Origin of the sequence: Thermosynechococcus sp. NK55a, assembly GCF_000505665.1 — a bacterium.
In the GTDB taxonomy this organism is placed as follows: domain Bacteria; phylum Cyanobacteriota; class Cyanobacteriia; order Thermosynechococcales; family Thermosynechococcaceae; genus Thermosynechococcus.
The window spans coordinates 1,640,313-1,665,372 of sequence record NC_023033.1 but is presented as its reverse complement, the minus strand read 5'-3'; the positions used below and the strand labels follow the sequence as shown (position 1 = coordinate 1,665,372).

Annotated in this window: 23 protein-coding genes; 11 read left to right on the top strand and 12 right to left on the bottom strand. The window is 53.9% G+C overall.

The annotated features are described in order from the left end of the window. Nucleotides 1–7 precede the first annotated feature (7 nt). Entirely contained in the window at nt 8–2,566 is a 2,559-nt protein-coding gene (locus tag NK55_RS08075) for a DUF3536 domain-containing protein (RefSeq protein ID WP_024125260.1), read from the bottom strand. 112 nt (nt 2,567–2,678) lie between these two features. Beyond that, nucleotides 2,679–3,068 carry a universal stress protein gene (locus NK55_RS08070; protein ID WP_024125259.1) on the bottom strand — a complete coding sequence of 130 codons (390 nt, stop codon included), beginning with the start codon at nt 3,066–3,068 and terminating at the stop codon, nt 2,679–2,681. 148 nt (nt 3,069–3,216) lie between these two features. Here NK55_RS08070 and NK55_RS08065 point away from each other — a divergent pair, with 148 nt between their 5' ends. The 5 genes from NK55_RS08065 to NK55_RS12760 all read left to right on the top strand — a co-directional run bounded on the left by NK55_RS08065 (nt 3,217) and on the right by NK55_RS12760 (nt 8,781). Further along, a complete protein-coding gene (locus tag NK55_RS08065) occupies nt 3,217–4,419 on the top strand; it encodes a phosphoglycerate kinase (protein ID WP_024125258.1) in 1,203 nt (400 codons plus the stop codon). A gap of 409 nt (nt 4,420–4,828) precedes the next feature. After that, a complete protein-coding gene (locus tag NK55_RS08060) occupies nt 4,829–5,155 on the top strand; it encodes an HU family DNA-binding protein (RefSeq protein ID WP_024125257.1) in 327 nt (108 codons plus the stop codon). A gap of 1 nt (nt 5,156) precedes the next feature. Continuing rightward, nucleotides 5,157–6,224 (top strand): threonine-phosphate decarboxylase CobD, encoded by a 1,068-nt coding sequence (gene cobD / locus NK55_RS08055; protein ID WP_024125256.1) that lies wholly within the window; start codon nt 5,157–5,159, stop codon nt 6,222–6,224. Nucleotides 6,225–6,651: 427 nt separating this feature from the next. Further along, nucleotides 6,652–7,959: an aminopeptidase P N-terminal domain-containing protein gene (locus tag NK55_RS08050; RefSeq protein WP_024125255.1), complete on the top strand. Its 1,308-nt coding sequence runs from the start codon at nt 6,652–6,654 to the stop codon at nt 7,957–7,959. A 99-nt stretch (nt 7,960–8,058) separates the two neighbouring features. Next, nucleotides 8,059–8,781, top strand: coding sequence for an EcsC family protein (locus tag NK55_RS12760; RefSeq protein WP_024125254.1), 723 nt, complete (start codon nt 8,059–8,061; stop codon nt 8,779–8,781). Here NK55_RS12760 and NK55_RS08040 read toward each other — a convergent pair. From NK55_RS08040 to mnmA, 8 genes are all read right to left on the bottom strand, one after another. Beyond that, the gene (locus NK55_RS08040; RefSeq protein WP_024125253.1) at nt 8,678–9,712 is read right to left on the bottom strand and encodes an AI-2E family transporter; all 1,035 of its coding nucleotides are present in this window, start codon (nt 9,710–9,712) and stop codon (nt 8,678–8,680) included. The genes NK55_RS12760 and NK55_RS08040 overlap by 104 nt on opposite strands. A gap of 7 nt (nt 9,713–9,719) precedes the next feature. After that, nucleotides 9,720–10,340, bottom strand: coding sequence for a DUF3153 domain-containing protein (locus NK55_RS08035; protein ID WP_041429155.1), 621 nt, complete (start codon nt 10,338–10,340; stop codon nt 9,720–9,722). A gap of 194 nt (nt 10,341–10,534) precedes the next feature. Beyond that, a complete protein-coding gene (locus NK55_RS08030) occupies nt 10,535–11,170 on the bottom strand; it encodes a peroxiredoxin (protein WP_024125251.1) in 636 nt (211 codons plus the stop codon). A 244-nt stretch (nt 11,171–11,414) separates the two neighbouring features. Next, nucleotides 11,415–12,101, bottom strand: coding sequence for an N-acetylmannosamine-6-phosphate 2-epimerase (locus NK55_RS08025; protein ID WP_024125250.1), 687 nt, complete (start codon nt 12,099–12,101; stop codon nt 11,415–11,417). After that, the gene (locus tag NK55_RS08020; protein WP_024125249.1) at nt 12,098–14,689 is read right to left on the bottom strand and encodes a TIGR03960 family B12-binding radical SAM protein; all 2,592 of its coding nucleotides are present in this window, start codon (nt 14,687–14,689) and stop codon (nt 12,098–12,100) included. The genes NK55_RS08025 and NK55_RS08020 overlap by 4 nt, the downstream gene beginning before the upstream one ends. Before the next feature lie 35 nt (nt 14,690–14,724). Further along, nucleotides 14,725–15,390, bottom strand: coding sequence for a hypothetical protein (locus tag NK55_RS08015; protein ID WP_024125248.1), 666 nt, complete (start codon nt 15,388–15,390; stop codon nt 14,725–14,727). Nucleotides 15,391–15,392: 2 nt separating this feature from the next. Continuing rightward, nucleotides 15,393–15,626, bottom strand: a complete 234-nt coding sequence (locus NK55_RS08010) for a DNA-directed RNA polymerase subunit omega (RefSeq protein ID WP_024125247.1) — start codon at nt 15,624–15,626, stop codon at nt 15,393–15,395. A 14-nt stretch (nt 15,627–15,640) separates the two neighbouring features. Further along, entirely contained in the window at nt 15,641–16,750 is a 1,110-nt protein-coding gene (gene mnmA, locus NK55_RS08005) for a tRNA 2-thiouridine(34) synthase MnmA (protein ID WP_024125246.1), read from the bottom strand. 234 nt (nt 16,751–16,984) lie between these two features. On the opposite strand from mnmA, the gene NK55_RS08000 reads away from it, so the two are divergent. From NK55_RS08000 to hisD, 5 genes are all read left to right on the top strand, one after another. Continuing rightward, nucleotides 16,985–17,269 carry an RNA-binding protein RbpB gene (locus tag NK55_RS08000; RefSeq protein WP_024125245.1) on the top strand — a complete coding sequence of 95 codons (285 nt, stop codon included), beginning with the start codon at nt 16,985–16,987 and terminating at the stop codon, nt 17,267–17,269. Between the two features lie 148 nt (nt 17,270–17,417). After that, complete coding sequence (gene ilvC / locus NK55_RS07995; protein ID WP_024125244.1) at nt 17,418–18,413, top strand: ketol-acid reductoisomerase; 996 nt, start codon at nt 17,418–17,420, stop codon at nt 18,411–18,413. A gap of 21 nt (nt 18,414–18,434) precedes the next feature. Next, nucleotides 18,435–19,523 carry a Holliday junction branch migration DNA helicase RuvB gene (ruvB, locus tag NK55_RS07990; RefSeq protein ID WP_024125243.1) on the top strand — a complete coding sequence of 363 codons (1,089 nt, stop codon included), beginning with the start codon at nt 18,435–18,437 and terminating at the stop codon, nt 19,521–19,523. A gap of 264 nt (nt 19,524–19,787) precedes the next feature. After that, on the top strand, nt 19,788–19,976 hold the full coding sequence (locus NK55_RS14295) for a DUF29 family protein (RefSeq protein ID WP_157869697.1): 189 nt from the start codon (nt 19,788–19,790) through the stop codon (nt 19,974–19,976). 186 nt (nt 19,977–20,162) lie between these two features. Then, nucleotides 20,163–21,458, top strand: a complete 1,296-nt coding sequence (gene hisD / locus NK55_RS07980) for a histidinol dehydrogenase (RefSeq protein WP_024125242.1) — start codon at nt 20,163–20,165, stop codon at nt 21,456–21,458. Between the two features lie 6 nt (nt 21,459–21,464). Here the strand turns inward: hisD and NK55_RS07975 are convergent, their stop codons facing one another. Then, nucleotides 21,465–22,562: an ArsA-related P-loop ATPase gene (locus NK55_RS07975; protein ID WP_024125241.1), complete on the bottom strand. Its 1,098-nt coding sequence runs from the start codon at nt 22,560–22,562 to the stop codon at nt 21,465–21,467. Between the two features lie 858 nt (nt 22,563–23,420). On the opposite strand from NK55_RS07975, the gene NK55_RS13225 reads away from it, so the two are divergent. Next, nucleotides 23,421–23,666, top strand: a complete 246-nt coding sequence (locus NK55_RS13225; protein ID WP_024125240.1) for a hypothetical protein — start codon at nt 23,421–23,423, stop codon at nt 23,664–23,666. Here NK55_RS13225 and NK55_RS07970 read toward each other — a convergent pair. Continuing rightward, nucleotides 23,635–25,032 (bottom strand): IctB family putative bicarbonate transporter, encoded by a 1,398-nt coding sequence (locus tag NK55_RS07970; protein ID WP_024125239.1) that lies wholly within the window; start codon nt 25,030–25,032, stop codon nt 23,635–23,637. The two genes, NK55_RS13225 and NK55_RS07970, sit on opposite strands and share 32 nt — an antisense overlap. Nucleotides 25,033–25,060 lie beyond the last annotated feature (28 nt).

The window sequence follows — 25,060 nt, the reverse complement described above, 5'->3', positions numbered from 1 at the left end:
TGCTTTCCTAGGAAGCAAGGGAAGCCAATAGGTGAGGATCAACCTTAAGGCGGGTGGCTAAGGTTTGCAGGTGCTGGCGATCGCCCTCACTGAGGTGCCTGCCCTTCTGCCGCAGTTGACCCATGAGGGTATAAAGCTGCTCCTGCGCTCGATCCAGATTCAGGTTCAAACCCAAGGCATCCGCGACTGTGATCAAGTCCTGCAGCAAGGGGCTCAATTGTCCTAGGGTATGACTCTCCAAATGGTGAGCCAGATAGCGTAATCCCGTAGTAATGTTCTGCTCGAGGAGCCGTTGTTGCTCTTGCAGACTCAGCCGACAGCCCAACAGCCGCGCCTCGCGGGCGATCGCCGCCAATTCTGCCAAATGGCTTTGCAGATCTGCCAAGGGCAAATCCCCCAGATCGCTGAGGTCTTGCTCTAAACTTCGCAAATGGCTAATGGCACGATGGGTCAAAGCCACCGCCGCGGCCACCTGCAACTCTTGGGGCACACTCAGGCCATCCCGCTGAAACCCCATGAGGATGCCGTAGTTATCGCGATAGACTTGGGTATACAGCTGATCCAAGCGGGTCAGGGTTTCCCGCGCCAGCACCCCCATGAGGCGGTGTCGTTCTTCAGCAAAGAGATTGTCCAAGCTGTAGGCCACCCCCCCAAAGCGTTCCGTCATCGCCATCACCACCCGCGCCGCACTGCCCTGTTGGAAGGCTTGCAGGAGATGGGTCTTGATCTGGCTATATTCGCGCCGCCCTTGGAAGGGTTGAATGGCACAGTGGAAGTCCCAGCCCCCCAGGTGCAAGACAGCAAAGATCAACAGTTGTGACTCGGTTGTAATCGTCGAGGTGAGTTGAATTTGGCCGATCGCCAGCGTCAGGCTACCCATGCGTTGGAGATGGTAATCCCCCTGCTCAATCTCATAACAGTAGAGTTGGTGTTGGCGGGAATAACTGTTAAAGAGGGAACCGATGGCATAGTGGGCAGCCACCTGCTGTAAGCTAATTTGAGCTGTTTTTACCAACTGGTGATAGACCCTTGCCCCATCGCCAAACTGCGGTACGTTGCTGGGGGCCGCTGCCAGCCGCTCAATAAACTCGGTTTCCAACTGTACACCGGCGACATCCCCTGCCAGTTCGATTGCCCGTGCCGCATAGCGGAGAATTTGCACCCCCTCCGGCCGCGAGAGTTCATCAAAGAACCAACCACAACTGGTAAACATCAGCAGGGCATGGTGCTGCATCTCCAGCAGACGCAGGGCATCCATTTGCTCCCTTTGACTCAGGGGGCGACGTTGGTGGTGGGCCAAAAAGCGGTGCAGGGTCTCCGGGGAGCGATCGGCAATCACCTCAATATAGGCATCACGGGCAGCCCAAACCTCCTGAAATAAATCACTGCCCAGGGTTTCATAAATATCAATGAGCTCATCCCGCAACCAGTTCAGGGCATCCCGCAAGGGGCGTCGCCACCGCTGATGCCACTCGCCACCACCGCCGCAGCCACAATTGTCCTGCCAGCGATCCACTCCATGGGCACAACTCCAAGCGGTGACTGGTTTGAGTTCCACTTCCCAAGTAGGGGGAAAGAGGCTGAGGTAATAGGCAAAGTTGGTCACCTGCCAACCCCGCTGTGGAAATTCCACCTTAAAAGCATAGGCGAGGGCTTTTTCACCGCCATACTTGTGATGGCCAAAGGTCTCACCGTCGGTGGCAACGGCAATAATTTGACTGGGGCGACGATCGCCACGCACGGCCTGCCCCAACCGTCCCGCCAGAAATTGAGAGCTAGTGAGCAGGTCACTAAAGCCTATATCCCGCGAAATGGGACCATCGTAGAAGAAGATGTCTAGGTAATCCCGCTGGCGATCGCCCCCCGGTAAATAGCAGCGATAGGGACGCGTTGGATCAATTTGGCTGCCGCTGACCTCGATCCACTCGGCGTCCCCCTCAGGGAGAATCGGCCGACAGCGTTGAGCCTGGGAAGGCGCCAAAACAGTAAAGCGAATCCCCTCCTGAATCAGTGCGGCTACAGTTTCATCATCAATGGCCGTTTCTGCCAGCCACATCCCCTCCGGTTCGCGGCCAAACCGCCGCCGAAAGTCTGCCTTACCCCAACGAATCTGGGTCAATTTATCCCGATAGTTGGCCAAGGGCAAAATGATGTGGTTATAGACTTGGGCGATCGCGTTGCCGTGGCCATTGAAGCGCTGACAACTGTGGCGATCGGCCTCAATAATGCGCTGATAGACCTCGAGATCGTAGCGCTCAAGCCAACTAAAGAGCGTTGGGCCAATATTAAAGCTTAGGTATTCAAAGTTATTGACAATATCAATGACCTCACCGCGATCGTTGAGAATCCGCGCAAAGGCATTGGGGCGATAGCACTCGTAGTAAATGCGCTCATTCCAATCGTGAAATGGCTGGGCACTGGGTTGGTGTTCAATGGCATTGAGATAGGGGTTTTCGCGGGGGGGCTGATAGAAATGGCCATGGATAGTGATGTACACCCCAAGGGCCTGCAGTTGATCGGCAGCGGGGACAGAAGCTGTAGGCGTCACATCCGTTGAATTCAGCATGCAGATCAACCACAGGACAAGACGGTACGTTTCCTTTCTTTGATCATCGGCGATCGCCCCAGGGGCTAGGCCCTTTGTGACGAAACTTCAAGCTCCGCAAGATGCAGTTACCCTAGGGCACGACCAAGACCGGACAGGGCGCCAAATTAATCACGCGGTTGCTAACACTTTCTTGGAACCCCTCTGGGGTAAGCCCCGTTCCTCGGCAGCCCATAATAATTAAGCTGGCATTGATCTCATCGGCCACATCACAGATAACAAAGGCAGGTTTGCCGCGCCGTAGCAAGGTTTCCGCCACAATCGCCTGCTGGGCAAAGGCTTCCTTCACTCGATTCAAAAACTCAGCGATCGCTGCCTCTAGCTCTGGATCGGGTTCTGGGCTTTCCTCCACCGACAGCAGAAACAACTGGCTCTGGAACAGTTTCACCATCTCAACCACCGTGGGCATGGCTTCTTGGGTGTCACGGCTACGGTCAATGGGAAAAAGAATGGTTTTGAACATAGAGTTCACCTCATGGGAGTCAAGTGGAAGGGTACGCCCTTGGGTAGAATCAGGTGAGGGATTTGTAGCGCATCACTCCATCGCTAGCCGGGATTGTTATGCCCCTAGTACTATCATCTATCTTTTAACGCATTTAGGAGGCTCTAGCGTGTCTAAAAAATCCGTAGCGCAGTTATCCGCCGCCGACTTAGAAGGAAAGCGTGTCCTCGTGCGGGTGGATTTTAACGTCCCCGTCGACGAAAACGGGGTCATTACTGATGATACTCGTATCCGTGCAGCCCTGCCCACCATTCAAGACCTGATCAGCAAAGGTGCAAAAGTCATTCTGGTCAGCCACTTTGGCCGTCCTAAGGGCGTGGATGAGAAGTTGCGCCTCACCCCTGTGGCCCAGCGGCTCTCGGAACTGCTCCACAAACCCGTGGCCAAGCTCGATGACTGCATTGGGGATGCCGTGGTTGCCCACACCCAAGCCATGGCTAATGGTGATGTCTGCCTGCTGGAGAATGTGCGCTTCCATCCGGGGGAAGAAAAAAATGATCCCGAATTTGCCAAGCAACTGGCCGCCTGTGCCGAAGTCTATGTCAACGATGCCTTTGGCACTGCGCACCGCGCCCATGCTTCAACCGCTGGGGTGACTCAGTACCTCAGTCCTTGCGTGGCGGGCTTTTTGATGGAGAAAGAATTGGAATATCTGCAAAATGCCATCGAACATCCCCGCCGTCCCCTGGCGGCTATTGTGGGGGGATCGAAAGTTTCTTCTAAGATTGGTGTCATTGAAGCCCTTTTAGAAAAAGTGGATAAATTGCTCATTGGCGGCGGTATGATCTTCACCTTCTACAAAGCGCGGGGGCTCAATGTTGGCAAGTCTCTGGTGGAAGAAGACAAGTTGGAGCTAGCCAAGCACCTGGAAGCCAAGGCCCAAGAAAAAGGGGTGGAGTTGCTCTTGCCAACAGATGTAGTGGTGGCGGATAACTTTGCCAACGATGCTCATAGCCAAGTGGTCAGTATCGCAGCGATTCCTGACAACTGGATGGGGCTAGATATTGGGCCTGCTTCCGTCAAGCGCTTCCAAGAGGCACTCCAAGATTGCAAAACAGTGATCTGGAATGGCCCAATGGGGGTGTTTGAGTTTGATCAATTTGCCAAGGGGACAGAGGCGATCGCCCGCTGTTTGGCTGAGCTCACCAGTCAGGGGGTCTCCACAATTATCGGCGGCGGCGATTCTGTGGCTGCTGTGGAAAAAGTTGGCCTGGCCGATCGCATGAGCCACATTTCCACCGGTGGCGGGGCAAGCCTCGAACTCCTCGAAGGCAAAGAACTGCCGGGTATTGCTGCCCTTGATGATGCCTAGGCGGTCAATCAGGCATCCTCTTCGCGATCAACCTTGATCAACTCTTCTGAATCCAATCATCAAATTTGTGAATTTTCCATCCCCCCTTCAGGGGGCTTTTTTGTGCTGTGGGAGCCATGTTCAAATCTCAGGTTGCTGCAATTTGTTAATTTTTCTAACAACTGTCACTGACCTAAAACCCGTCTCAAAGGTAGGGGAAACCTGCTAAAGGACTGATAAATCAAGGGTTTGAGGGATTTCTGATGGATAAAAGTACTGGAAAAGCACCTATCTTAAAGGTTTCAGGGTTACACTTGAGGTCTGGCTATTCTAGAATGAGGCTTGAAAGCAAGCAGGGGCAAGGGTTTCGTGCCTTTTACCCATTATCTTCTAATTAAACAATCTTTAATGTTTCTGTGGAGTTATCCCCATGAATAAAGCTGAGCTCGTGGATGCTGTGTTTAATCGTGCCCATAGCGCCAACAACGTCACCAAAAAGCAAGTTGAGGCTATTATCTCTGCCACCGTGGAGGAAATCATGGAGGCTGTGGCCAAGGGAGAAAAAGTAACACTGGTGGGCTTTGGTGCCTTTGAACCTCGGGAGCGCAAAGCCCGTGAAGGGCGCAACCCCAAAACCAAGGAAAAAATGCAAATCCCAGCAACTACCGTGCCCGCCTTTTCAGCAGGGAAACTCTTCAAAGAAAAAGTTGCACCTCCTGCGGCTGCGGAACCAGCGGCCAAGGGCAAGAAAAAATAGTTTGCATCCCCCGCGCCACGGTGGCAATTTAGCTTGGGCGGCAGCGATCGCTAGGTGTGCCCCCAATGAGATTTTGGACTTCTCTGCTAGTCTCAACCCTTGGGGTCCTCCAAAGTCAGTGATTGCTGCCCTGCAGGCGTCTCTTGCCACAATTCGCGACTATCCCGATCCCGATTGCCGTCCCTTGGTAGCGGCGCTGACTACTCTTCATCGGCTGCCAAAGGATTATTTTTTGGTGGGCAATGGTGCAGCAGAGTTGTTGACATGGGTGGGGCGTGAATGTGGGCAGCGGCAGCGCGTCTTTGTCGTTGTTCCTGCCTTTGCCGACTATCGGCGGGCAGTGGCAGCCTTTGACAGCACACTGGTTCCCCTTCCTTTGCCACAGGTACAAAACAATTTCTCAGAGGTCCTACCAGAACTGACACAGAGAGATGCCATCATTGTCAACAACCCCCATAACCCCAGTGGGCATCTCTGGTCGCGGAATCATCTCCAACCCCTGTTAGAGACAGGTGCCTTAGTGGTGGTGGATGAGGCCTTTATGGACTTTTTGCCGCCGCCGGCAAACGAGTCTCTAATAGCGGCTGTGCCTGAGTACCCCAATTTAATTGTTCTGCGATCGCTGACAAAGTTCTATGGTCTAGCGGGTCTGCGTCTAGGGTATGCCCTCTCCTCGCCCGAACGTTGGCAGCGCTGGCGAGCATGGCGAGATCCCTGGAGTGTGAATAGTCTGGCCATCATCGCTGGCGTTACGGCTTTAGGGGATCGCCCCTTTCAGGAGCACACATGGCAGTGGCTGCCACCCACACGCCATGCCTTTGCCGCTGCGCTGAACGCTTTGCCCAAACTAAAGGTGGTGACCAAGAGCAAGGCAAACTTTTTACTCATTCAAGCAACCGGCTCCATTTTGCCCCTGCAAACCTACCTCCTGCAGCAACATCGCATCTTGATTCGCGATTGTTGCAGCTTTCCCGAATTGGGCGCCTCTTACTTCCGGGTAGCGGTGCGCCGTGACAGCGAAAACCAGGGTCTTCTGGAGGCTTTGCGGGCTTATTACCAATGCCAGTAGGAATTGCATCCCCCAAAGCCAAGGTGGTATAGTAGCGGTACTTAAGGGGGCGTGGCGGAATGGTAGACGCTGCGGACTTAAGCAATTGAGCCTTAGTAGAGAAATCTATTAAGTGAATGCTCTCAAATTCAGGGAAACCTACGTTTGTCCCCAGGGCAAATATGGCAATCCTGAGCCAAGCCGTTTCCCAGGAGCATACCCACGGAAACGGAAGGTGCAGAGACTCGACGGGAGCTACCCTACCGTAGATCCTCTACGCGGGTAAAGGGAGAGTCCAATCCTCAACACCCAAGGGGTGGTCGCGAAAGCGGCAGGAGGATGAAAATCCGTTGACCTTAAACAAGTCGTGAGGGTTCAAGTCCCTCCGCCCCCACCAAACCATTTCAGGGTGATCATTCCCAAGGGTTAACCCGTTTTTCAGGGCGCGATGAAAGCAGAGTACCAGCAACGACAGCAGCAGTTTTTAGAGAAATTGGGCACAGGTGTGGCTGTTTTCTGTAGTGCCCCGCGCGCCATCATGCACAATGATGTGGACTACAACTTTCGCCAAGACAGTAATTTTTACTATCTCACGGGCTTTAATGAGCCAGAGGCGGTTGCTGTTTTTGCGCCCAACCACAGCGAGCATCGCTATGTGCTCTTTGTGCAACCCAAGGATCTCAGCCAAGAAATTTGGACAGGAGCACGCCTTGGCGTAGACGCGGCCAAGGAGGAGTTAGGCGCCGATGCTGTATATCCCATTGGTGAGCTAGAGGAGCACCTGCCCCGCTATTTGGAGACGGGGGATCCGCTGTACTACCACTTTGGTCACAACGAGCGTTTTAATCAACTGATTCTCAAGCACTACCAGCGGCTGCTGGCGACGCTACCAAAACGGGGCACAGGTCCGCGGGCGATCGCGGATCCCAGTATTCTCTTGGCACCCATGCGGCAAATTAAATCAGCAGCGGAACTGGCCTTGATCCGCCGGGCGATCGCCATCACTGTCGAAGCCCATCAGTGTGCCCGCGAACTGGCTGCTCCGGGGCGCTGGGAATACGAGATCCAAGCAGAGATAGAGCATGTGTTTCGCCTACGGGGAGGCGATGGCCCTGCTTATCCTTCAATTGTTGCCTCAGGTCCGAATGCCTGTGTGCTCCACTACACCGAAAACCAACGGCAAATGGCAGCAGGAGACTTGCTCCTGATTGATGCGGGCTGTGCCTATCGTTACTACAACGCCGATATTACCCGCACCTTTCCTGTAAGTGGCCAGTTTACCGGCGAACAAAAGGCGATTTATGATATTGTCCTCGCTGCCCAAAAAGCGGCAATTGAGCAGGTGCGACCGGGGAATACCTACAACCAAATCCACGATGCAGCGGTGCAGGTGATTGTTGAAGGCTTGGTTGACCTTGGCCTGCTGCGCGGGGAAATTGAGACCCTCATCAATGAAGGGAAAGAGAATCAGACCCAGAAGTACCGCACCTTCTTTATGCATGGCACCGGTCACTGGCTGGGACTCGATGTCCACGATGTCGGTCTTTACAAGCACAACAAGGAGACATGGGTGACCCTCCAGCCGGGGCAAGTGTTGACGGTTGAGCCAGGGATTTATATTCATCCTGAAGCAACCCCCGCCGAGGGTCAGCCCGAGATTGGCGATCGCTGGCGCGGCATTGGGGTGCGCATTGAAGACGATGTCCTCGTCACGGCTGACGGACACGAGGTACTCACGGCAGCGGTGCCCAAATAGTCATTCCGAAAATTATTGGCTTGGCGTGCATACTTAGCAACTGATCGATGGATAATCAATAGATAAATCAGTGAACCATCCCCCATCAGGAGTGTGCCTATGCCCCAGCCAGCTGACTTCTCTTGGGCCGGTCTGCTCGGCGCCGTACAGGAGGGGCAAGAATGGGGACACCAGTTTCTCTGCGATCCTCAGTGGCAGGGCGATCGCGATCGCATGGCCAACCATGCCATTTACGAGGCCACTTTCTGGTCCTTTGGCACTGGTGTAGTCACTGGCCTGATGGGTTGGCTTGGCCTGGTGCTGGACATTGGCTCCTTTGTCTATTCTCAAACGAAGCTAACAGCAGCCCTCTTTACTATCTATGGCCTAGATGTCGAAGATGAAAATGTGCTAATGATACTGATTTCCGTTGCTTCTGGAGTTACCGCTAATCAGCTAGCAGAGTACTTTGGCACCGAATTGTGTCGGCAAGTTTTCAACACCGTCGTCAGACGGTCGGTGGAAAAAAAATTACCCCAATTGCTGCAAAAAGTCATCCAACAGCTACCGCGGCCCCTGGCTCAACGAATTGTTGGCAGAATTGCTGGCAGAAGTGTGATGGTTCGGGCCCTGCCCTTGATTGGTGGGGTCATTGGTGGTGGCACAAACGCCATTACTATGACTGTTTTTGGCCATGGGGTGTGTGCGTTGATCAAAACTTTCCGATCCGCGCCGTCAGCTACCCCTCTGGGGCAGGAGGGGACTCTAGAACCACTTTCACCGTTGCTGCCAGGGGAATCGCCAGCAAAATTCCCAAGAAGCCTGCCACCCGCGCGCCAATGAGCAGGGCAATAAACTGCCAGAGAGGGTTGAGTCCCATCAAATTCCCTAGTAACTTGGGGGCAAGCACATTGTCCTTAATCTGTTGCAAAACCACGGCAATCAGGAAAATATTCAAAGCCAGCCACGCATCCTGAAAGAGAATGAGCAGGGTGACAAAGCCAATCCCCAGCGTTGCCCCTACCACAGGAATTAACTGGGCAACTCCAATGATAAGGGCAAAAAGAAAGCCAAAATTAACCTGCAGGGCAACCATAAAGGGAATGAGGGCAAGAAACATAAACAGCCCCAGAAACAGTTGCGCTGAAAAAAAACTGCGAATATTCAGGCGCAAAGCGTCATCCACCACCTGCCGCCAAGGCTTGGGTACCAGTTGCATTAGCCCGCGCCAAATCCCACTCCCATAAAAGAGCATATACACTGTTAGAATCAACACCAAGAGAGTATCAAAAAACCTAGTTACAGTTGTAATGGCAACACTGGGTAACAGGGCAGCAATTCCTTTGACCTGAATCGTCAGCTCTTCCATCAAGTCATTCACCCCCACGGGGAATTGGTAGCGGCGCAGGAGTTGATCCAGATGGCGCAAATTTTGATTGCTGGTATCTGCCAACTCTGGCAGTTGATTCAGGAGTTCTTCCGCCTGTTGAATCGCAAGGGGGAGCAGCAACAGCATCAATACACTGACCACCAAAAGAGTAATCAGTAACACAAGGGCGATCGCCTGCCGTCGCTGCAGACCGCGAGCACAAAGACGAATCACCACTTGATTGAGCAAAAAAGCCAAGATGGCGGCAATGACAAGAATATTAATCGGATATTCAAAATAGAGGTAAACTTGCTCCGCCACCCAGAGGTTGAGGACAGTCAGAGGTCCTGTAATTAAATAGGCAAGATACCGTTGCCAACTCCCCGGGGGACCAGACCATCGCATGGGAATCTTAGGCAGAACCGCTAAGACGGGTGCGCAGCCAACTGCCCAACATCAGTAGGCCAACAATGACCAAGGTACCCCACCCCAAGGGACTGGGATACCAATAGACTGCCTCTAGGTGATTGAGATAACCAGGTATCAATGTCCAAGTCAGGCGATCGCCCCCCCGCTGAACATGGGGGTTCACAACTGTGTCCTTCGCCATGGCTGGGCGTTCAATCGGGTGTCCCCCCCAAGGGGTTTCTAGGGCAAGCTGAAAATTCAGCAGTGACCGCGGTGCCACCAGAACGGCTTGATCACGGGACTCAATACCCAAGGGTCGCAGGTCAATGTCATAGCGAAAGCGTTCCCGGACAAAGAGCAACAGGTTCTGGTCAAAAATATCCGCCTTAGCAGTGACTTGGGAAAGATAGGGCACACGACCAATGCGATTGAGGACGGTGGCCAATTGCTGGCTGGTGTCAAAGGGAATCGTCACCTGAAGATGGGTTTTATCGCGCTGCTTGACCGCTCCCCCCAAGCGGTGCGCCTGCTGGATGACTTGCTCAGTAAAAAGAGGATCGGGCTGAGGCAGCGTTAGCCTGTAGGTTAGGCTCCCCCCCGTTTGTCCCTGATGCTGGATGACCATATCTGCTTGGACGCATCCACTCAAACAGACGAAAAGGGGTATCAAAAGCCAAAGTATCCAACGCTGCATTGCGCCTCTATTCCTTTCCTGAGTTTTGCCATGCAAAATTATCCTATCTTGGGATGCTGCCGAGGCACAAAAAAACACCCCGAACAGCTCAGGGTGTGGCCATGACTTGTCTAGGCTAATCTAGGCTATTTGTTGGGTTGAGGTGTCAAGCGCAGATAGGGTTTAACAGCATTGAAGCCCTTGGGAAACTTCTGCTTCGCTTCTTCATCGCTGAGGGAAGGCACAATCACGCACTCTTGACCCTCTTGCCAGTTGGCCGGAGTTGCCACACTGTAGTTGTCCGTCAGTTGCAGCGAATCAATGACCCGCAGAATCTCAGCAAAGTTGCGGCCTGTGCTGGCAGGATAGGTCATGGTCAGGCGCAGGCGTTTTTGGGGGTCAATGATAAAGACTGTGCGCACTGTCAGGTTGTTCAGGGAGTTGGGGTGGATCATGTCGTAGAGGTTGGAGACTTTTTTGTCCTCGTCGGCCAAAATCGGGTAATCCACCTTGACGTTGTTCACTTCTTCGATGTCTTTGATCCAGCCGAGGTGGGACTCCACACTATCGACACTCAGAGCCAAGACTTTGACATTGCGCTTCTCAAATTCTGGGCGTAACCGTGCCACTTCCCCCAGTTCTGTCGTGCAAACGGGGGTGTAATCCGCTGGATGGGAGAACAGGACAACCCAACTATCCCCTGCCCACTCGTAGAAGTTGATGTCTCCCATGGAGGAGGCTTGGGTAAAGTTGGGTACGACATCCCCAAGTTTTAGGCTCATAGATAGTGGCTCCTAGGCTAACAGGTGTATTAGTCGCTATAGGTTCTATTTTGCCACAAACTCTCGTTTATCGGTCGGAATAGAGAGGAAAATATACAAACCCCTCAACTTCGACAGGCCTAGAATAAACTAGAATAAAAGTTTTCAATGGCGCAGTGCCCTCAACAAAGCTTTCCCCTTCCCTAAGCTTCATTGAGATCAGGAGTAGGTCTCAGTCGCTGGAGCCAGAGTTACAGCCACTCCCCTAAGAAAGGGCTGTATTAGCCTTGAGAGCCGCGACATACCGCTGCACCTTAAGATCAATACCGGTAATGTCGGTGCCGACAACGACTGCCCAAGCCCCTAAACCCAAGGCCTTTGCAGCCATGGTTGGACTGGCAATTCCCCCTTCACAAAGAATAGGTACGCTGAGCTGCTTGACAAGCTGACTCAGAAGCGACCAACTGGGGGGCGGGGTATGCGCCGTGGTTTCGGTGTAGCCAAAGAGGGTGGTGCCTACCCAATCAGCTCCGGCAGCAACCGCGGCTTCGGCATTTTCCAGGGAGTCAATATCAGCCATCACAGGCTTGCCCAGTTCATCGTGAATTCGCTGAATCAAATCCTGTAGAGGTTCAGGACGCGATCGCGCTGTGGCATCGAGGGCAATGATATCGGCGCCTGCTGTTGCAACAGCTACCGCATCGGCAAAGCGAGGCGTAATATACACAGGGTACGCTGGCAAGGTCTGCTTCCAGAGGCCAATGATGGGCACATTCACCGCTTGGCGCACTGCCTGAATATGGGCTGGGGTATTGATGCGCACGGCCACTGCCCCCCGCAAAACTGCTGCCCTTGCCATAGCGGCAATGATGTCTGGTGCGGCCAAAGGGGAATCTGGCGGGGCTTGGCAGGAGACAATCAGACCGCCGTGAATTTGCGTTGCTAGGTTCATGGTGTTTCGAGGTGCAGTTTCTGACGGGCGATCGCCCCCAGTTCTAAGGAGTGGCCACTGACTTTCTCTAGCAAGTAGAGACAATGCTCTGGCCGCAGGAACGTGCCATCGTTGCGACAGACCCCTGTGTAGATCAGGCTCACCGTTGGCCAGTGATCTTGGTACTCATTGAGGCGAATCTCCAGGAGGCGATCGCGCAAATTAACCACTTGGGTTTTCCCTGACTTGGTGGCTAGCTCATAGAGAATTTCAGGCGTGGCTCGCAAGGTCCCTAACCACTGTTCCCAAGTCTGCCGCTCTAGGGGTTCAGGTGCACGGATGAGCAGTTCATAGGTGGCGGCTTGCAGGGCTTGACTAGCAGCAGGTTCACTGAGGGGCACCACCTCACAGCCATAGAGGGGTATCTCCTGAGGAAGCTGCTGCCGCAATTGGGCCAGCACCGTCTGCGCATCGACCTCACGGTAAAACTCCAGGTCCACAATTTCCCCATAGCTGGTCACGCCAAGGGGCAAGGCACTGGCGATAGAGATGCGCGGCGAGGGGTGAAATCCGCCGCTAAAGGCAATGGGCAAGTGGGCACGGCGGACGGCCCGCTCAAAGAGGCGCAGCAGGTCCAAATGGCTGAGGAGGGTCATCTCGCCCGTTTTACCAAAGGTGAGCCGCAGACGTTGAACGCGTTCTTGGGGAACTTGGGGCTGACCTTGAATGGGCGGAATCGGCGGGGGCGGCACGACCACGTTATGGCCAAAATCAATACCACAGACGCCGCAGTGGGAACAACCGTCAAAGGAACAGTCGGGCACCACAACCGCTGCCAGGGCGCGGTGTAAGTCTTCCTTGAGCCAGGCTTTACTAACGCCCGTATCAATGTGATCCCAGGGTAGGGGGGCATCGAGGTTGTGGCTGCCACCGCTAAAGACATTCCACTCGCCCGCTTCCAGTTGGCGGTATTTCCAGTCCAAACCCGCTTCTTGAATCGCCTGAGTCCAGGCGGCATAGGCGCGATCCAGGTTTTCCCACCAAGAGTCTTCGCGGGCTCCCAATTCCCAAGCGCGGCGGATGACAGGGCCGAGTTGGCGATCGCCCCGACCCACAAAGTCCTCCATTGCCGAGATGCGCACATCGGTAAAGTTGGCCTTCAGACCCTTAATAGTCCGAAATTCTGCCTTGAGCAGCTCCTGTTTGCGCAGAAACTCACTGGTGGAGACAGCATGCCACTGGAAGGGGGTGTGGGGCTTGGGGGTAAAGTTGGAGATGGTCAGGTTAAAGCTCAGGGGTTTGCGTCCTTTGATCCAGCACTCCCGCCTCAGCCAACGGATGGTTTCCGCAATCCCCAAGACATCGGCATCAGTTTCCCCCGGCAGGCCAATCATAAAGTAGAGCTTGATCTTATCCCAGCCCTGCTCATAGGCCGTTTTTACTCCCCGCAGCAGTTCCTCATTGGTTAAACCCTTGTTGATAATGTCCCGCAGTCGTTGCGTTCCCGCTTCCGGGGCAAAGGTGAGCCCTCCTTGGCGAGTACCACCCACAATGTGGGCAATGTTTTCATCAAAGCGATCCACCCGCTGACTGGGGAGCGACAGAGAGATATTCTCGTTTTGGAGACGGTTTTTAATTTCCACCCCCACAGCGGGCAAAGCCAAATAGTCGGAGCAACTCAGAGAGAGTAGGGAAAACTCGTTATAGCCGGTGGCACGCATCCCCGTTTCAATGGCAGCAATCACCTCCTCAGGGGCAACATCACGGGCAGGGCGAGTCAGCATCCCCGGTTGGCAAAAGCGACAGCCGCGCGTACAGCCGCGCCGAATTTCCACCGTCAGGCGATCGTGAACGGTTTCCACATAGGGCACCAAGCCAATAGCATAGTGGGGCATTGGAGTAGCCACCCGCCGCAAAATTCGCTCCGGCACGGCGGGGCGGTTGGGCTTAACAGAGCCATCTCCCTGGCGATCATAAAACTGGGGCACATAGACCCCCGGCACCTGTGCCAAATCCAATAGCAAATCTTGACGACTCAAGCCGGCTCGTTTGCCTTCCGCCACCACAAGGCCAATTTCAGGCAAGAGTTCTTCGCCATCCCCAAGGGCAAAAAAGTCAAAGAAGTCAGCGTAAGGTTCAGGGTTCGATGTCGCTGTCTGTCCTCCGGCAAAGATGAGGGGAATATCTTCTAGGGATGCCTGTTGTCGCTCCCGCCAAGTCAGGGGTAGCCCCGCCAAGTCGAGCATTTCCAGAATGTTGGTAGCACCCAGCTCATAGCTGAGGCTAAAGCCGATGATGTCAAACTCCCGTAGGGCACGGCGCGATTCCACAGCAAAGAGAGGCGTTTGGGTGGCTCGCAATTTGGCGGCTAAATCCGCTGCCGGTAGGTAGGCGCGATCGCACAGCTGAGCGGGGAGGGTATTGAGAATGTTGTAGAGAATAATGTGCCCCAAGTTTGAAGCACCCACCTCATAGATTTCTGGATAGCTGAGCACCCAGCGCACCGTTGCAGCTTCCCAGGGTTTATGAACCGCACCGCGCTCATTGCCCAAATAGCGAGCGGGTTTGAGGATCTCAGGGGTGAGCAACTCAGTAATCGGAACAGCCATGGCCCAGGAACTCAATTGAACTCAATTGCAAACATTTAGGGCAGTAAAAAGCGAGATTCCCCCGTGGGCATTGGTCGTGGGGGTTTGGGAGGCGCCAAAAGACCTGCACTGCCGGGTTGGGGAATCGGGGGGAGGGGGGGTCTTGGTGTCGGTTCTGGCAGCGTTGTCTGGGGTTGGGGTGGGGTAGGGGGCAACCCCGCCTGTTGGGCGTAGAAGGTGGCCAGTGTGCTGACCAAGGCGTCCCGTTGTTGACGATTAAGTTGGCGAATGGCGGCCATATCCCCTTCCATTGGGTTCACTGTTAGGTAAGAACGTCCCGGATAGGTTTCTGGACGCAGGAATTCATTCAGTCCCAAATAGTCGGCCAGGGAAATTTTCCAGTCAAAACGGTAGAGGGGCGATCGCCCTTTGACAGTAGTGTGATAGACAATGAATCGCTCTAGGAGTGTACTCTCCGGGGCTGGCTGGCGATTTTCTTGGCGGATGTAGTGGTTTTCCTTCGGGAAACCGGGTAACTTCGGATAGAGGGTTTCTGCCACCAAACGGGGATTAATGAGAATTTGACCCGTAGCATTGGGCAAATTGGGGTCAGACTGCGATCGCCCCACGCTCCAAGCACTACTCAGGGGTAACCATAGGAGTGCCAGCAAGCACCCCCACATCACCCAGCCCAAAAACGTCCAACCTCGTCGTCTGCCCATGGCTAGGAATCTGCCAGCAACTCCGGCTGGGCAATTTCATCAGACATTTCAATAATGGCACGGATCACCGGCTTTAGGGGCAGATCATCCAAATCTTCACTGGCCTCTAGCCCCCGCCGCTGTTTAGCCCGGTTGGCAATTTGCACGGTAATCCGATAGCGATTGGCGGAGTGCTTAATCAACTCTTCCGCCCGACGGTTAATTTCCAAAGAGGAGTAATGAAGGCGCTTTTGCATGGTTGGTCCTTTCCTCAAACGTGGGTGGCTGTTGCTTCTAGGGGGTGCGGTGTCGGTGTTGCAAAGGGCTGGATAATACCGCCCCCCAACAGGCGATCGCCCGCATACCAAACCGCCGCTTGCCCCGGCGTTACCCCAAATTGCGGTTCAGCAAACTCCAATTGTACCTGTTCAGCATTGGCGTCGGGAATGATAGTCACCGGCACAGGGGGGGTGCGATAGCGAATTTGCACTGTGGCTGTCATCGGTTCTTTAGGAGGTGGTATCGAGACCCAGTTCACCTGTGCCACGGTACACTCACGCCGGACGGCGGTGGTGCGATCGCCCACAATAACACGATTGTGTTCCCGATCCACAGCCACCACATACAGGGGCTCAGGTGCGGCGATTCCCAAGCCTTTGCGCTGGCCAATCGTATAGTGGTGAATCCCCTGATGGTACCCCAGCACCCGTCCATGGACATCCACAATCTCCCCCCGCTGACTGGGCAGATACCGATCCAAGAATTGGCGCATGGATCCATGGGCTTCAATCAGGCAGAGATCTTGGCTTTCCGGCTTACTGGCCGTGTGCAGACCATACTGCGCCGCAAGGGAACGGGTCTCGGCCTTGGTTTGCTGACCGAGGGGGAAAAGCACATGAGCTAGAATCTCTTGGGGCAGATCATAGAGAAAGTAACTTTGATCCTTATGACGATCCACAGCTCGCCACAGTTCATAGCGATCGCTGGTGGGATTGTATTTCACTTGGGCATAGTGACCCGTAGCAATGTAGTCAATCCCCAGTTGCTCCCGGCTATAGGCCAGCATCGGTCCAAACTTCACCAAACGGTTGCATTGGGAACAGGGTAGCGGTGTAACCCCACTGGCATAACCACTGATCAGATAGTTCACAATATATTTCTCAAAAAGTTCGCGGCTATCCACGATGTGGTGAGGGACTCCCAGCTCCTCACAAAGGCGCGCCGCATCCACTAGCCCCTCAGAGCAGCACTGCCCCTTCCCCTTCATCAGCCAGAGCGTCAGACCCACAACGGGGTACCCTTGCGCTTTGAGGCTGGCAATGGCAACGGAACTATCCACACCGCCGGAAAGGCCGACAACAACCGCCGGTAAGTCGGACATTGTTAAGATTCACAAAAAATCCACCTCTTTTAGGGTAGCATTCCTACTTTCGCAACACAGGCCATCGCAATCAGCTATAATCAGGAGACAAGGTTGGCGAGTAATCGCCGCTTGAGTTTCTTAAGTAGAGCGATTCTTGAGTTCGGTTTTAGGGAAGGTTGGTTACGTGACAGTCGTCTCTCCGAAGTCAACGTCAACACAGGGTTCAATTTTTGCTTTGGAGCAGATCAGATTATGTCTATTTATGTCGGCAACCTTTCCTACACGGCTACCCAGGAAGACCTAGAGGCCGTTTTTGCCGAGTACGGTTCCGTCAAACAAGTCTATTTACCCGTAGATCGGGAAACAGGCCGTAAGCGGGGGTTTGGTTTTGTAGAAATGTCCAGCGATGCTGAAGAAGACGCGGCGATCGCCGATCTCGACGGTGCCGAGTGGATGGGACGGCAACTCAAAGTCAACAAAGCACGTCCCCGCGAAGCCATGGGCGGTGGCAACAATCGTTATTCCCGTAATCGCTAACTCCCGAGGCGGTACTTCGCCCTTTTCACAAACCTTTGATAGGGCCTATTCCACCCTATTCCTGTGGGGAGGGCTTTATTTGTTCTGCCAATATGGTAGAGAAATAATAACGACCTGCTGAATGCAATTGGAAAGGAACATCATCCCTATGGCGCGCATGTATTACGACGCAGATGCCCAACTAGAGCTCCTCAAGGACAAAACGATCGCCATTATTGGCTATGGCTCCCAAGGCCACGCCCATGCCCTCAACCTGCGGGATAGCGGTCTCAATGTGGTGGTGGGTCTTTACGCCGGCAGTCGTTCTGCAGAGCGCGCCCGTGCCGATGGTCTAGCGGTGCACCCCGTGGCGGAAGCTACGAAAATGGCCGACTGGATTATGATTCTTTTGCCCGATGAAGTTCAGCGGGTTGTTTATGAACAGGAGATTGCCCCCCACCTGCAACCGGGAAATGTCCTCTCCTTTGCCCATGGCTTTAATATTCACTTTGGCCAGATTGTGCCCCCCGCCAATGTGGATGTGGTGATGGTGGCTCCGAAAGGTCCGGGTCATCTTGTTCGCCGCACCTATGCCCAAGGGGAAGGGGTCCCCTGCCTGTTTGCGGTCTATCAAGATGCCAGTGGTCAAGCCCGCGATTTAGCCATGGCCTACGCCAAGGGGATTGGTGGCACCCGTGCCGGGATTCTTGAAACCACCTTCCGTGAAGAAACAGAAACCGATCTCTTTGGTGAGCAAGTGGTGCTGTGTGGTGGCCTCAGTGCCCTGATCAAAGCCGGCTTTGAAACATTGGTGCAGGCGGGCTATCAGCCAGAGCTGGCCTATTTTGAGTGTCTTCATGAAGTGAAGCTGATTGTGGATTTGATTGTTGAAGGGGGGCTTGCCAAAATGCGCGACAGCATCTCCAACACCGCAGAATACGGCGACCTCACCCGTGGCCCACGGATTATTACCGATGCAACCCGCGCAGAAATGCGCAAAATTCTCCACGAAATTCAAACGGGTCAATTTGCCCGCGAGTTTGTGCTGGAAAATATGGCGGGTAAACCGGGCTTTACTGCAATGCGGCGACGGGAGGCAGAACACCCTATTGAGCAGGTGGGTCAAGAACTGCGCTCTATGTTTAGCTGGTTAAAACGGGCTTAAGCTTTGCCCTGGGGGGCAACGATGGCGATTATTTCGTCGCAAAATTCACCGCCAGAGCGATCGCGCCCCCCTTCCGTGCTCTCCAATCAACCCACCCCAGAGGAACAGTACTCCCTGGCTGAGGACTCCTTACGTCCTCACTCTTTACAGGACTACATTGGCCAGCAGGAACTAAAGGATATCCTGCACATTGCCGTCCAGGCAGCAAAGACACGCCAAGAACCCCTTGATCACCTGCTGCTTTATGGCCCGCCGGGCTTAGGCAAAACCACCATTGCCTTGATCTTGGCGGCAGAAATGGGGGTCAACTGTAAAGTGACCAGTGCCCCAGCGTTGGAACGCCCCCGCGACATTGTGGGTCTGCTGGTGAACCTGCAAGCGGGGGATATCCTCTTTATTGATGAGATTCACCGCCTCTCCCGCATGACCGAGGAACTCCTCTATCCAGCTATGGAAGATTTTTACCTTGATCTGACGGTGGGAAAACAGCAAACGGCACGCACACGACGACTCAAACTCAATCGCTTTACCCTTGTGGGAGCAACCACCCGTGCTGGGGCTTTGACCTCGCCCTTGCGCGATCGCTTTGGCTTGGTGCAGCGGTTACGCTTTTATTATCCCGAAGAACTCCAGCAGATTGTCCAGCGGGGGGCAGGCCTCTTGCAAACCCCCATTACTCCTGAAGCGGCTCTAGAAATTGGCCGGCGCAGTCGCGGTACGCCCCGCATTGCCCTGCGGCTTCTCAAGCGGGTACGGGACTATGCGGCTGTGAAGCACGATGGCAGGATTACGCTGGATGTGGCTAGGGCTGCCCTGGAACTGCTGCATGTGGATCCAGCAGGGTTGGATGGGAGCGATCGCCGCCTCCTCAGGGTGATGATTGAGTCCTATCAAGGGGGGCCAGTGGGAATTGAAACCCTTGCCGCCACCACAGGCGAGGATGTGCAAACCATCGAAGAGGTCTACGAACCCTACCTTCTCCAGATGGGCTATCTGCAGCGGACACCCCGAGGTCGAGTCGCCACTCCCCGCGCTTGGCAACATCTAGGCTATACTGCACCAGAAAACCAGTTGCCATTGTTATCTAGTCCCTATGACACCTCGTCTTAAGACTCAACTTCTTTATGGGACCGACGATTGTCTTGGGCTCAATGAAACCGTTGCTGAACTAATCAACTAAAAACTAATCAACTAAAGAAAAGAGATATGATGTGGAAAATTGAATTGAAGAGATTGAGAGCTTAGGCAGTGCAAAATCGGCGACGCTAGCTATTTCATGCAACTTTGTGAGCACCCCTCAAAATTCTATACTGGGATACAAAACGGGAATACTGGCTGCGAGGTTGGCAACCAGAAGTGACGAATTGAGACGAATTGAATTTTGGATTGCTCATTCAGGAAATACTCAAAGCCAGCTCTATCCTGATATCTTTTTTGCCGGAAGTTTTCATCAAACAATATCGCAATGGCAGAAAACTCTTTCTCAGCACCCCTGGGATGAATCCCCATTCGATTCCTGAAGCCCCCGAATTTACCCTTGAACAAGCCCTGGATGAGAATTAGCTGCCTCGGCCACCTGGTGCGAACTCTGAAGGGGCAGTATTGTGAATCGTGATCTTGCTCCAAGCAGCCGTTGTTGGTCAGCCTAAGCCCGCCCCCGTAATTGGAAAATCACTGTAAGCTATTGATAGGGTTGATTAAGGTTTTTTAACCTTGACCCTACTCTCTGCCTCGCCTACGTGAACGACCATGTTGCGGATCATTACCCAGTTAACAGACCTACGCGCTGAACTACGCCGCATTTGCGATCGCACCGATAGCGGGGAGATGAGCGAACAACAGGCTACCGTTGAGGCAATTTTGCGCCGTGTGGCCAAGGAAGGCGATCGCGCCCTGATTGAGTACACCGCCCAGTTTGATCACATTGACCTCACCCCCGAAACATTACGGGTGAAAGGGGATGAACTGGATGCCGCTTACCAACAGGTGTCCAAAGAACTCCTAGATGCAATTCGCCTCGCCAAGCAACAAATTGAAGCCTTTCACCGCCAGCGAGTGCCTAAAAGTTGGGTGCAATTTGGCGAGGATGGCGTTATCCTAGGCAAACGCTACACTGCCGTTGATGCTGCCGGACTTTATGTGCCGGGAGGACGGGCGGCCTATCCGAGTACGGTTTTAATGAATGCCATTCCCGCTCAGGTGGCCGGTGTGCAGCGGATTGTCATGGTCACGCCCCCCGGTCAAGGCAAAGGCATTAACCCTGCGGTTCTTGTTGCCGCCCAAGAAGCCGGAATTCAAGAGATTTATCGCGTGGGTGGCGCCCAAGCCATTGCCGCCCTTGCCTATGGCACAGAAACAATTCCCCGGGTGGACGTCATCACTGGGCCGGGAAACCTGTATGTGATGCTTGCCAAAAAGCAGGTCTATGGCCGCGTTGGCATTGACTCCCTTGCAGGGCCCTCAGAGGTCTTAATCATTGCTGATGAGGCAGCCCATCCTACTCAGATTGCGGCTGATCTGCTGGCTCAAGCGGAACATGATCCCCTTGCAGCGGCCATTTTGCTTACACCGAGTCTTTCCCTTGCCAATGCAGTTGTAACAGCCGTGAATGAACAGTTGGCTGACCATCCCCGCCGTGTCCTCACTGAGAAGGCGATCGCCCACTACGGCCTCATTGGTATTGTTGAAACCCTCGAACAGGCAATCGAGCTGTCCAATAGCTTTGCTCCAGAGCATCTAGAACTGGAAGTTGAAGACCCTTGGAGCCTTGTCGATCAGGTGCGCCATGCTGGTGCCATTTTCCTGGGCTATTCTACCCCTGAAGCGGTTGGCGACTATCTGGCGGGCCCGAATCACACTCTGCCTACTTCTGGTGCTGCCCGCTATGCTTCTGCCTTGGGCGTAGAAACCTTCTTGAAACACTCCAGTATTATTCAATACACCCCTGCTGCCTTACGCAAACAGGGGGGAGCAGTCATGACTCTCGCTGAAACGGAAGGCCTGATTTCCCACCGCGACTCCGTGCGTCTGCGCCTTGAACCTTAGCAAGCCTTAGAAACTGACGATCAAGTAGGGGGCTTCAAATTTACCCCCGCGAACGGGTTTGCCCTTGAGGCTAGGGGGCAGTTCAATGTGGCGTCGCTGATCGCCAGCTTCCACCGTCAGTTCCCCACTAAACTCGCTAAGTTTCACCTGCTCTTTGCGAAATCCTGGTAGGAAAATGCGTACCTGTTGCTGCGTCTCATCAAACTCATGGGGAGCCGGTGCCACTCCTAGCTGATTCAAGTCCGGAAGATAGGAAACAAGACGTTGCCAGTTGCTCCAGTCTTTAGGAAGAGCTGAAATGCGTAGCGGTGCAAACGTGCGGCTGACTTCTGGTGTGGGTTCCCCCATGCAAAAGACCTCAGAAATAGGCACATTCACCTGTTGGGCACTGCCCCATAACCATTGGGTTTGTGCGGTTGAGATCGCTGTGGTATCCGTGAGCAGATACACGGATAGGCGCTGAGGATCTGCGGCAATTTTCACCCCGCGATCGACCCACTCTTTCGCCTCAGCAAAGCGCTCTCGAACTTTTTGCGTGTCAATGTTGGCAGCCATAATTGCGCTGGCGATCGGTCCGCCAATAGCGTTCGCGATCGCGTTCAGATCCAGTTGATCCAACAAACGTTGAAATCGTCGATAGTACCACGCTAACCCTTGGGGCAAACCAATCAGCCGCAGTGTATCCTGACTGTTGCCCCCAGCATAGACGATCACATCGTACTCGCCGCTGCTGTAGTGCACACGCAGGGCATTCAATGTGAGTAAGGTGTCCATCCCCGGCAAGATCACCAATTCCGCCGCATAAACTTTACCCACCAGCTCTTGGGGCAAATAGGGTTCTACTAAACGGTTGAGTTCTTGCCATGCCGCGTTAAGACTTTCAGTGGCCAGCAGCTCCGCGATCGCCAATCTCTCGGATAGCAATTTGGGTTGCCAACCAATTACCTGCTCTGAACTGCCGATCAGGAATTGCAAGGAAGTGGCTGGACTCGGCACCGCTAGTAACGTTTGCTGCTGTTGACCAGCAAACCACTGGGCAATGGCCAGACCCAGCGCTGTTTGTTGTTCTGGGGTTCCTCCTAGGAGGGTAACAATGCGTGTCATGGCAAGTTTGAGGACGATAGCTGCTTGGACTATCCTATCGGTAAACGGCTGCCCCAAGGTTTTCTCAACAACCCCTCCTAAAATCGCCTCTATGGGCAGTCGAATGTGTTCAACGATGAAACCTACTCACGGGGGCGATCGCCCCCCTTCTAGGGGCTTCTGGACCATTCTCAGGCCAAAAAATTTTTTCGCGGCGCAAACAGATCCTCATTAGGGCGTTTTGAACCTAAAGTGAGAGTTTTTTGAGGTTTTCCCCAAATTCCCCAACGTTTTCCCCAAGTGCTGACAAGTTCCGATCCTCTAGCCATCTCAACTACTCGCTCTTGGTTTTCTCATGTTTCTCAGTCTCCCCCCATCCTCTCAACCAATGATTTCCTCAAACTCTAACCCGCCTTCAAACTAACCCCAAGTTACCTCCATCACATCTTTATTTTTCTCTGTGGAAATTTTATTCCGTTTAAGATCTAGGATCTAAGATCTACTACTACTAAATTATTTAAATAATTCTTATAGTAGTAGTAGGGCCTGTGGAAATGTGGAAAACTTTTCGGAAATGCTCTCTACAAGCGGGTTTGAGCCACTTACCCTCTGTGGAAAACTTGTGGAAAAAGTAGGGGGTTTTTCCACAGGCTATTATCTTGGTGGAAAAAGAATAAAAAGATTTCCACAGTTTCTCAAAGTTTTTCCGAGGTTTTCCACAGGTTTTCCCCAGAATTTTCCACAGGCTTTTCGGAGTTTTCCACAGGCTGGAGGGGGGAGATCTCCGTATTTCTACGGTTCCCCTTGCCAGCGATCGCCCTCAGACTGGAAAAAAAGAGATTTTGTCAACCCGCACGAACGTTTCTTTAGGATTCCCTGATGTTTTCCCTAGAGAGTCCTGCCAACAGTCTTGAGCAACTGATTGGTCATCTTTCCCCTGTTGAGCAGATTCGGATGCTGATGCGCCACCCCTACTTCACCGGCCGTTGCCCCGCCTGCCGGCAACCCATCCATCACTCCCAGCTCAAGATAGGTCAATGTTACTGTTCCCACTGTGGCTGGCAGGATCACCCTAGCGATCGCCAGTCCATACCTACCTTGATGGCTCAGGATCGCGATTGTTAAAAGTTCCGTTTGCTGTACCGCTCTCTAAGGGTGTAAAGCTAGCCACAATCGCCACCATCAGCCACCACAGGGTTGCCACCTCTGGGCGGAACCAAATCGTATCCACCAGCCCATGGGTCAGCATGCCAATCATTGCTGCTATCGCGCCCATCAACCAGAATCCCTGAGGGCTTGCTGTTGCCTGTAACTCCTTAAAGCAACGGCGGGCGCGATCGCCTAGCACCGCCAATAACCAGAGAAAGACACCAAAGCCAATGAAACCAACTTCCACAAGAATTTCCAGAAAAATTGAATAGGCTCCCAAGGCTGTGAAGCGGACGTTCACTTGATACAGGGGATAGATTTGGTTGAACGCCACATTGCCGGGACCAATTCCCAGCCAAGGCCGTGCCCAAATCATCTGCTGCACTGCCATCCAAACGTTAATGCGGAAATTATTGCTACTGTCACCTCTGGCAACAAAAATACTCGCGGCACGCTCCCGCAGCGGCGGCACACTCACAATCGTGCCAATACAGAGGGCGATCGCCAGCCCCCCCATAGTCGGCACTCCCCAACGACGCCATTTCAGCGGTAACCTTGGCCAAAACCAAATCCCCAGCAACACCACCCCAGCGATCGTTGCCGCAACCAACCCCAGCCAGCCACCACGGCTAAACGTCAAAATCAAGCTCGCTGTATTCATCCCCAGCATCACCGCCGCCAACAGCTTTGGCAGCCAGCCTTGCCACACCGCGATCGCCGCCGCACTCAACGGCACACTCGGCAACAAATAACCCGCCAATAAATTTGGATTTCCCAAAAAGCTATAAACCCGTGTCACATTTGCCAAGGCCGACTCTGGATCCGTCCACGTCGCCAACGGCTCCGCCCCAAAAATCCACTGCCGTACCCCCTCCACACTCACCATTAACGCCATCAGCAGATAGACCGTCACCACCCACGATCGCCACCGCTGATTGCGCATCACTCGCTCCGCCAGCGCAAAAAACAGCAGGTACAACGTTAGCTTCCCCAACCCCACCATTGCTGCCCGAGGAACCGGCGACAACACCGTTGCCAACAGCGCAATTCCCCAATACAGCAGCACCAGCAAGTGTACCCCCGACCAGCGGCCCTCCCGTTCCCCTGCCAGCGTCCACAGCAACCAACATCCCCCCCCTGCCGCCAGCAGCATCCCAGTCATCCCTGACGGCATCAGCGGCGCCAGTACCAGCACCAATCCCACCAACAGCCCCCCAAAGGATGGCAGCCATCGCCCCAGCCAACTCCTCTCCCGCCACCCTTGAAGCAAGCCCAAGAGCCGCCCCACCCTACTGTGGCTTCGCCAGCCCTCCAAATCCAACCGCCGCAGCAGCACATCCATAGCACCATCCCTTAAGCAAACTTTTCGT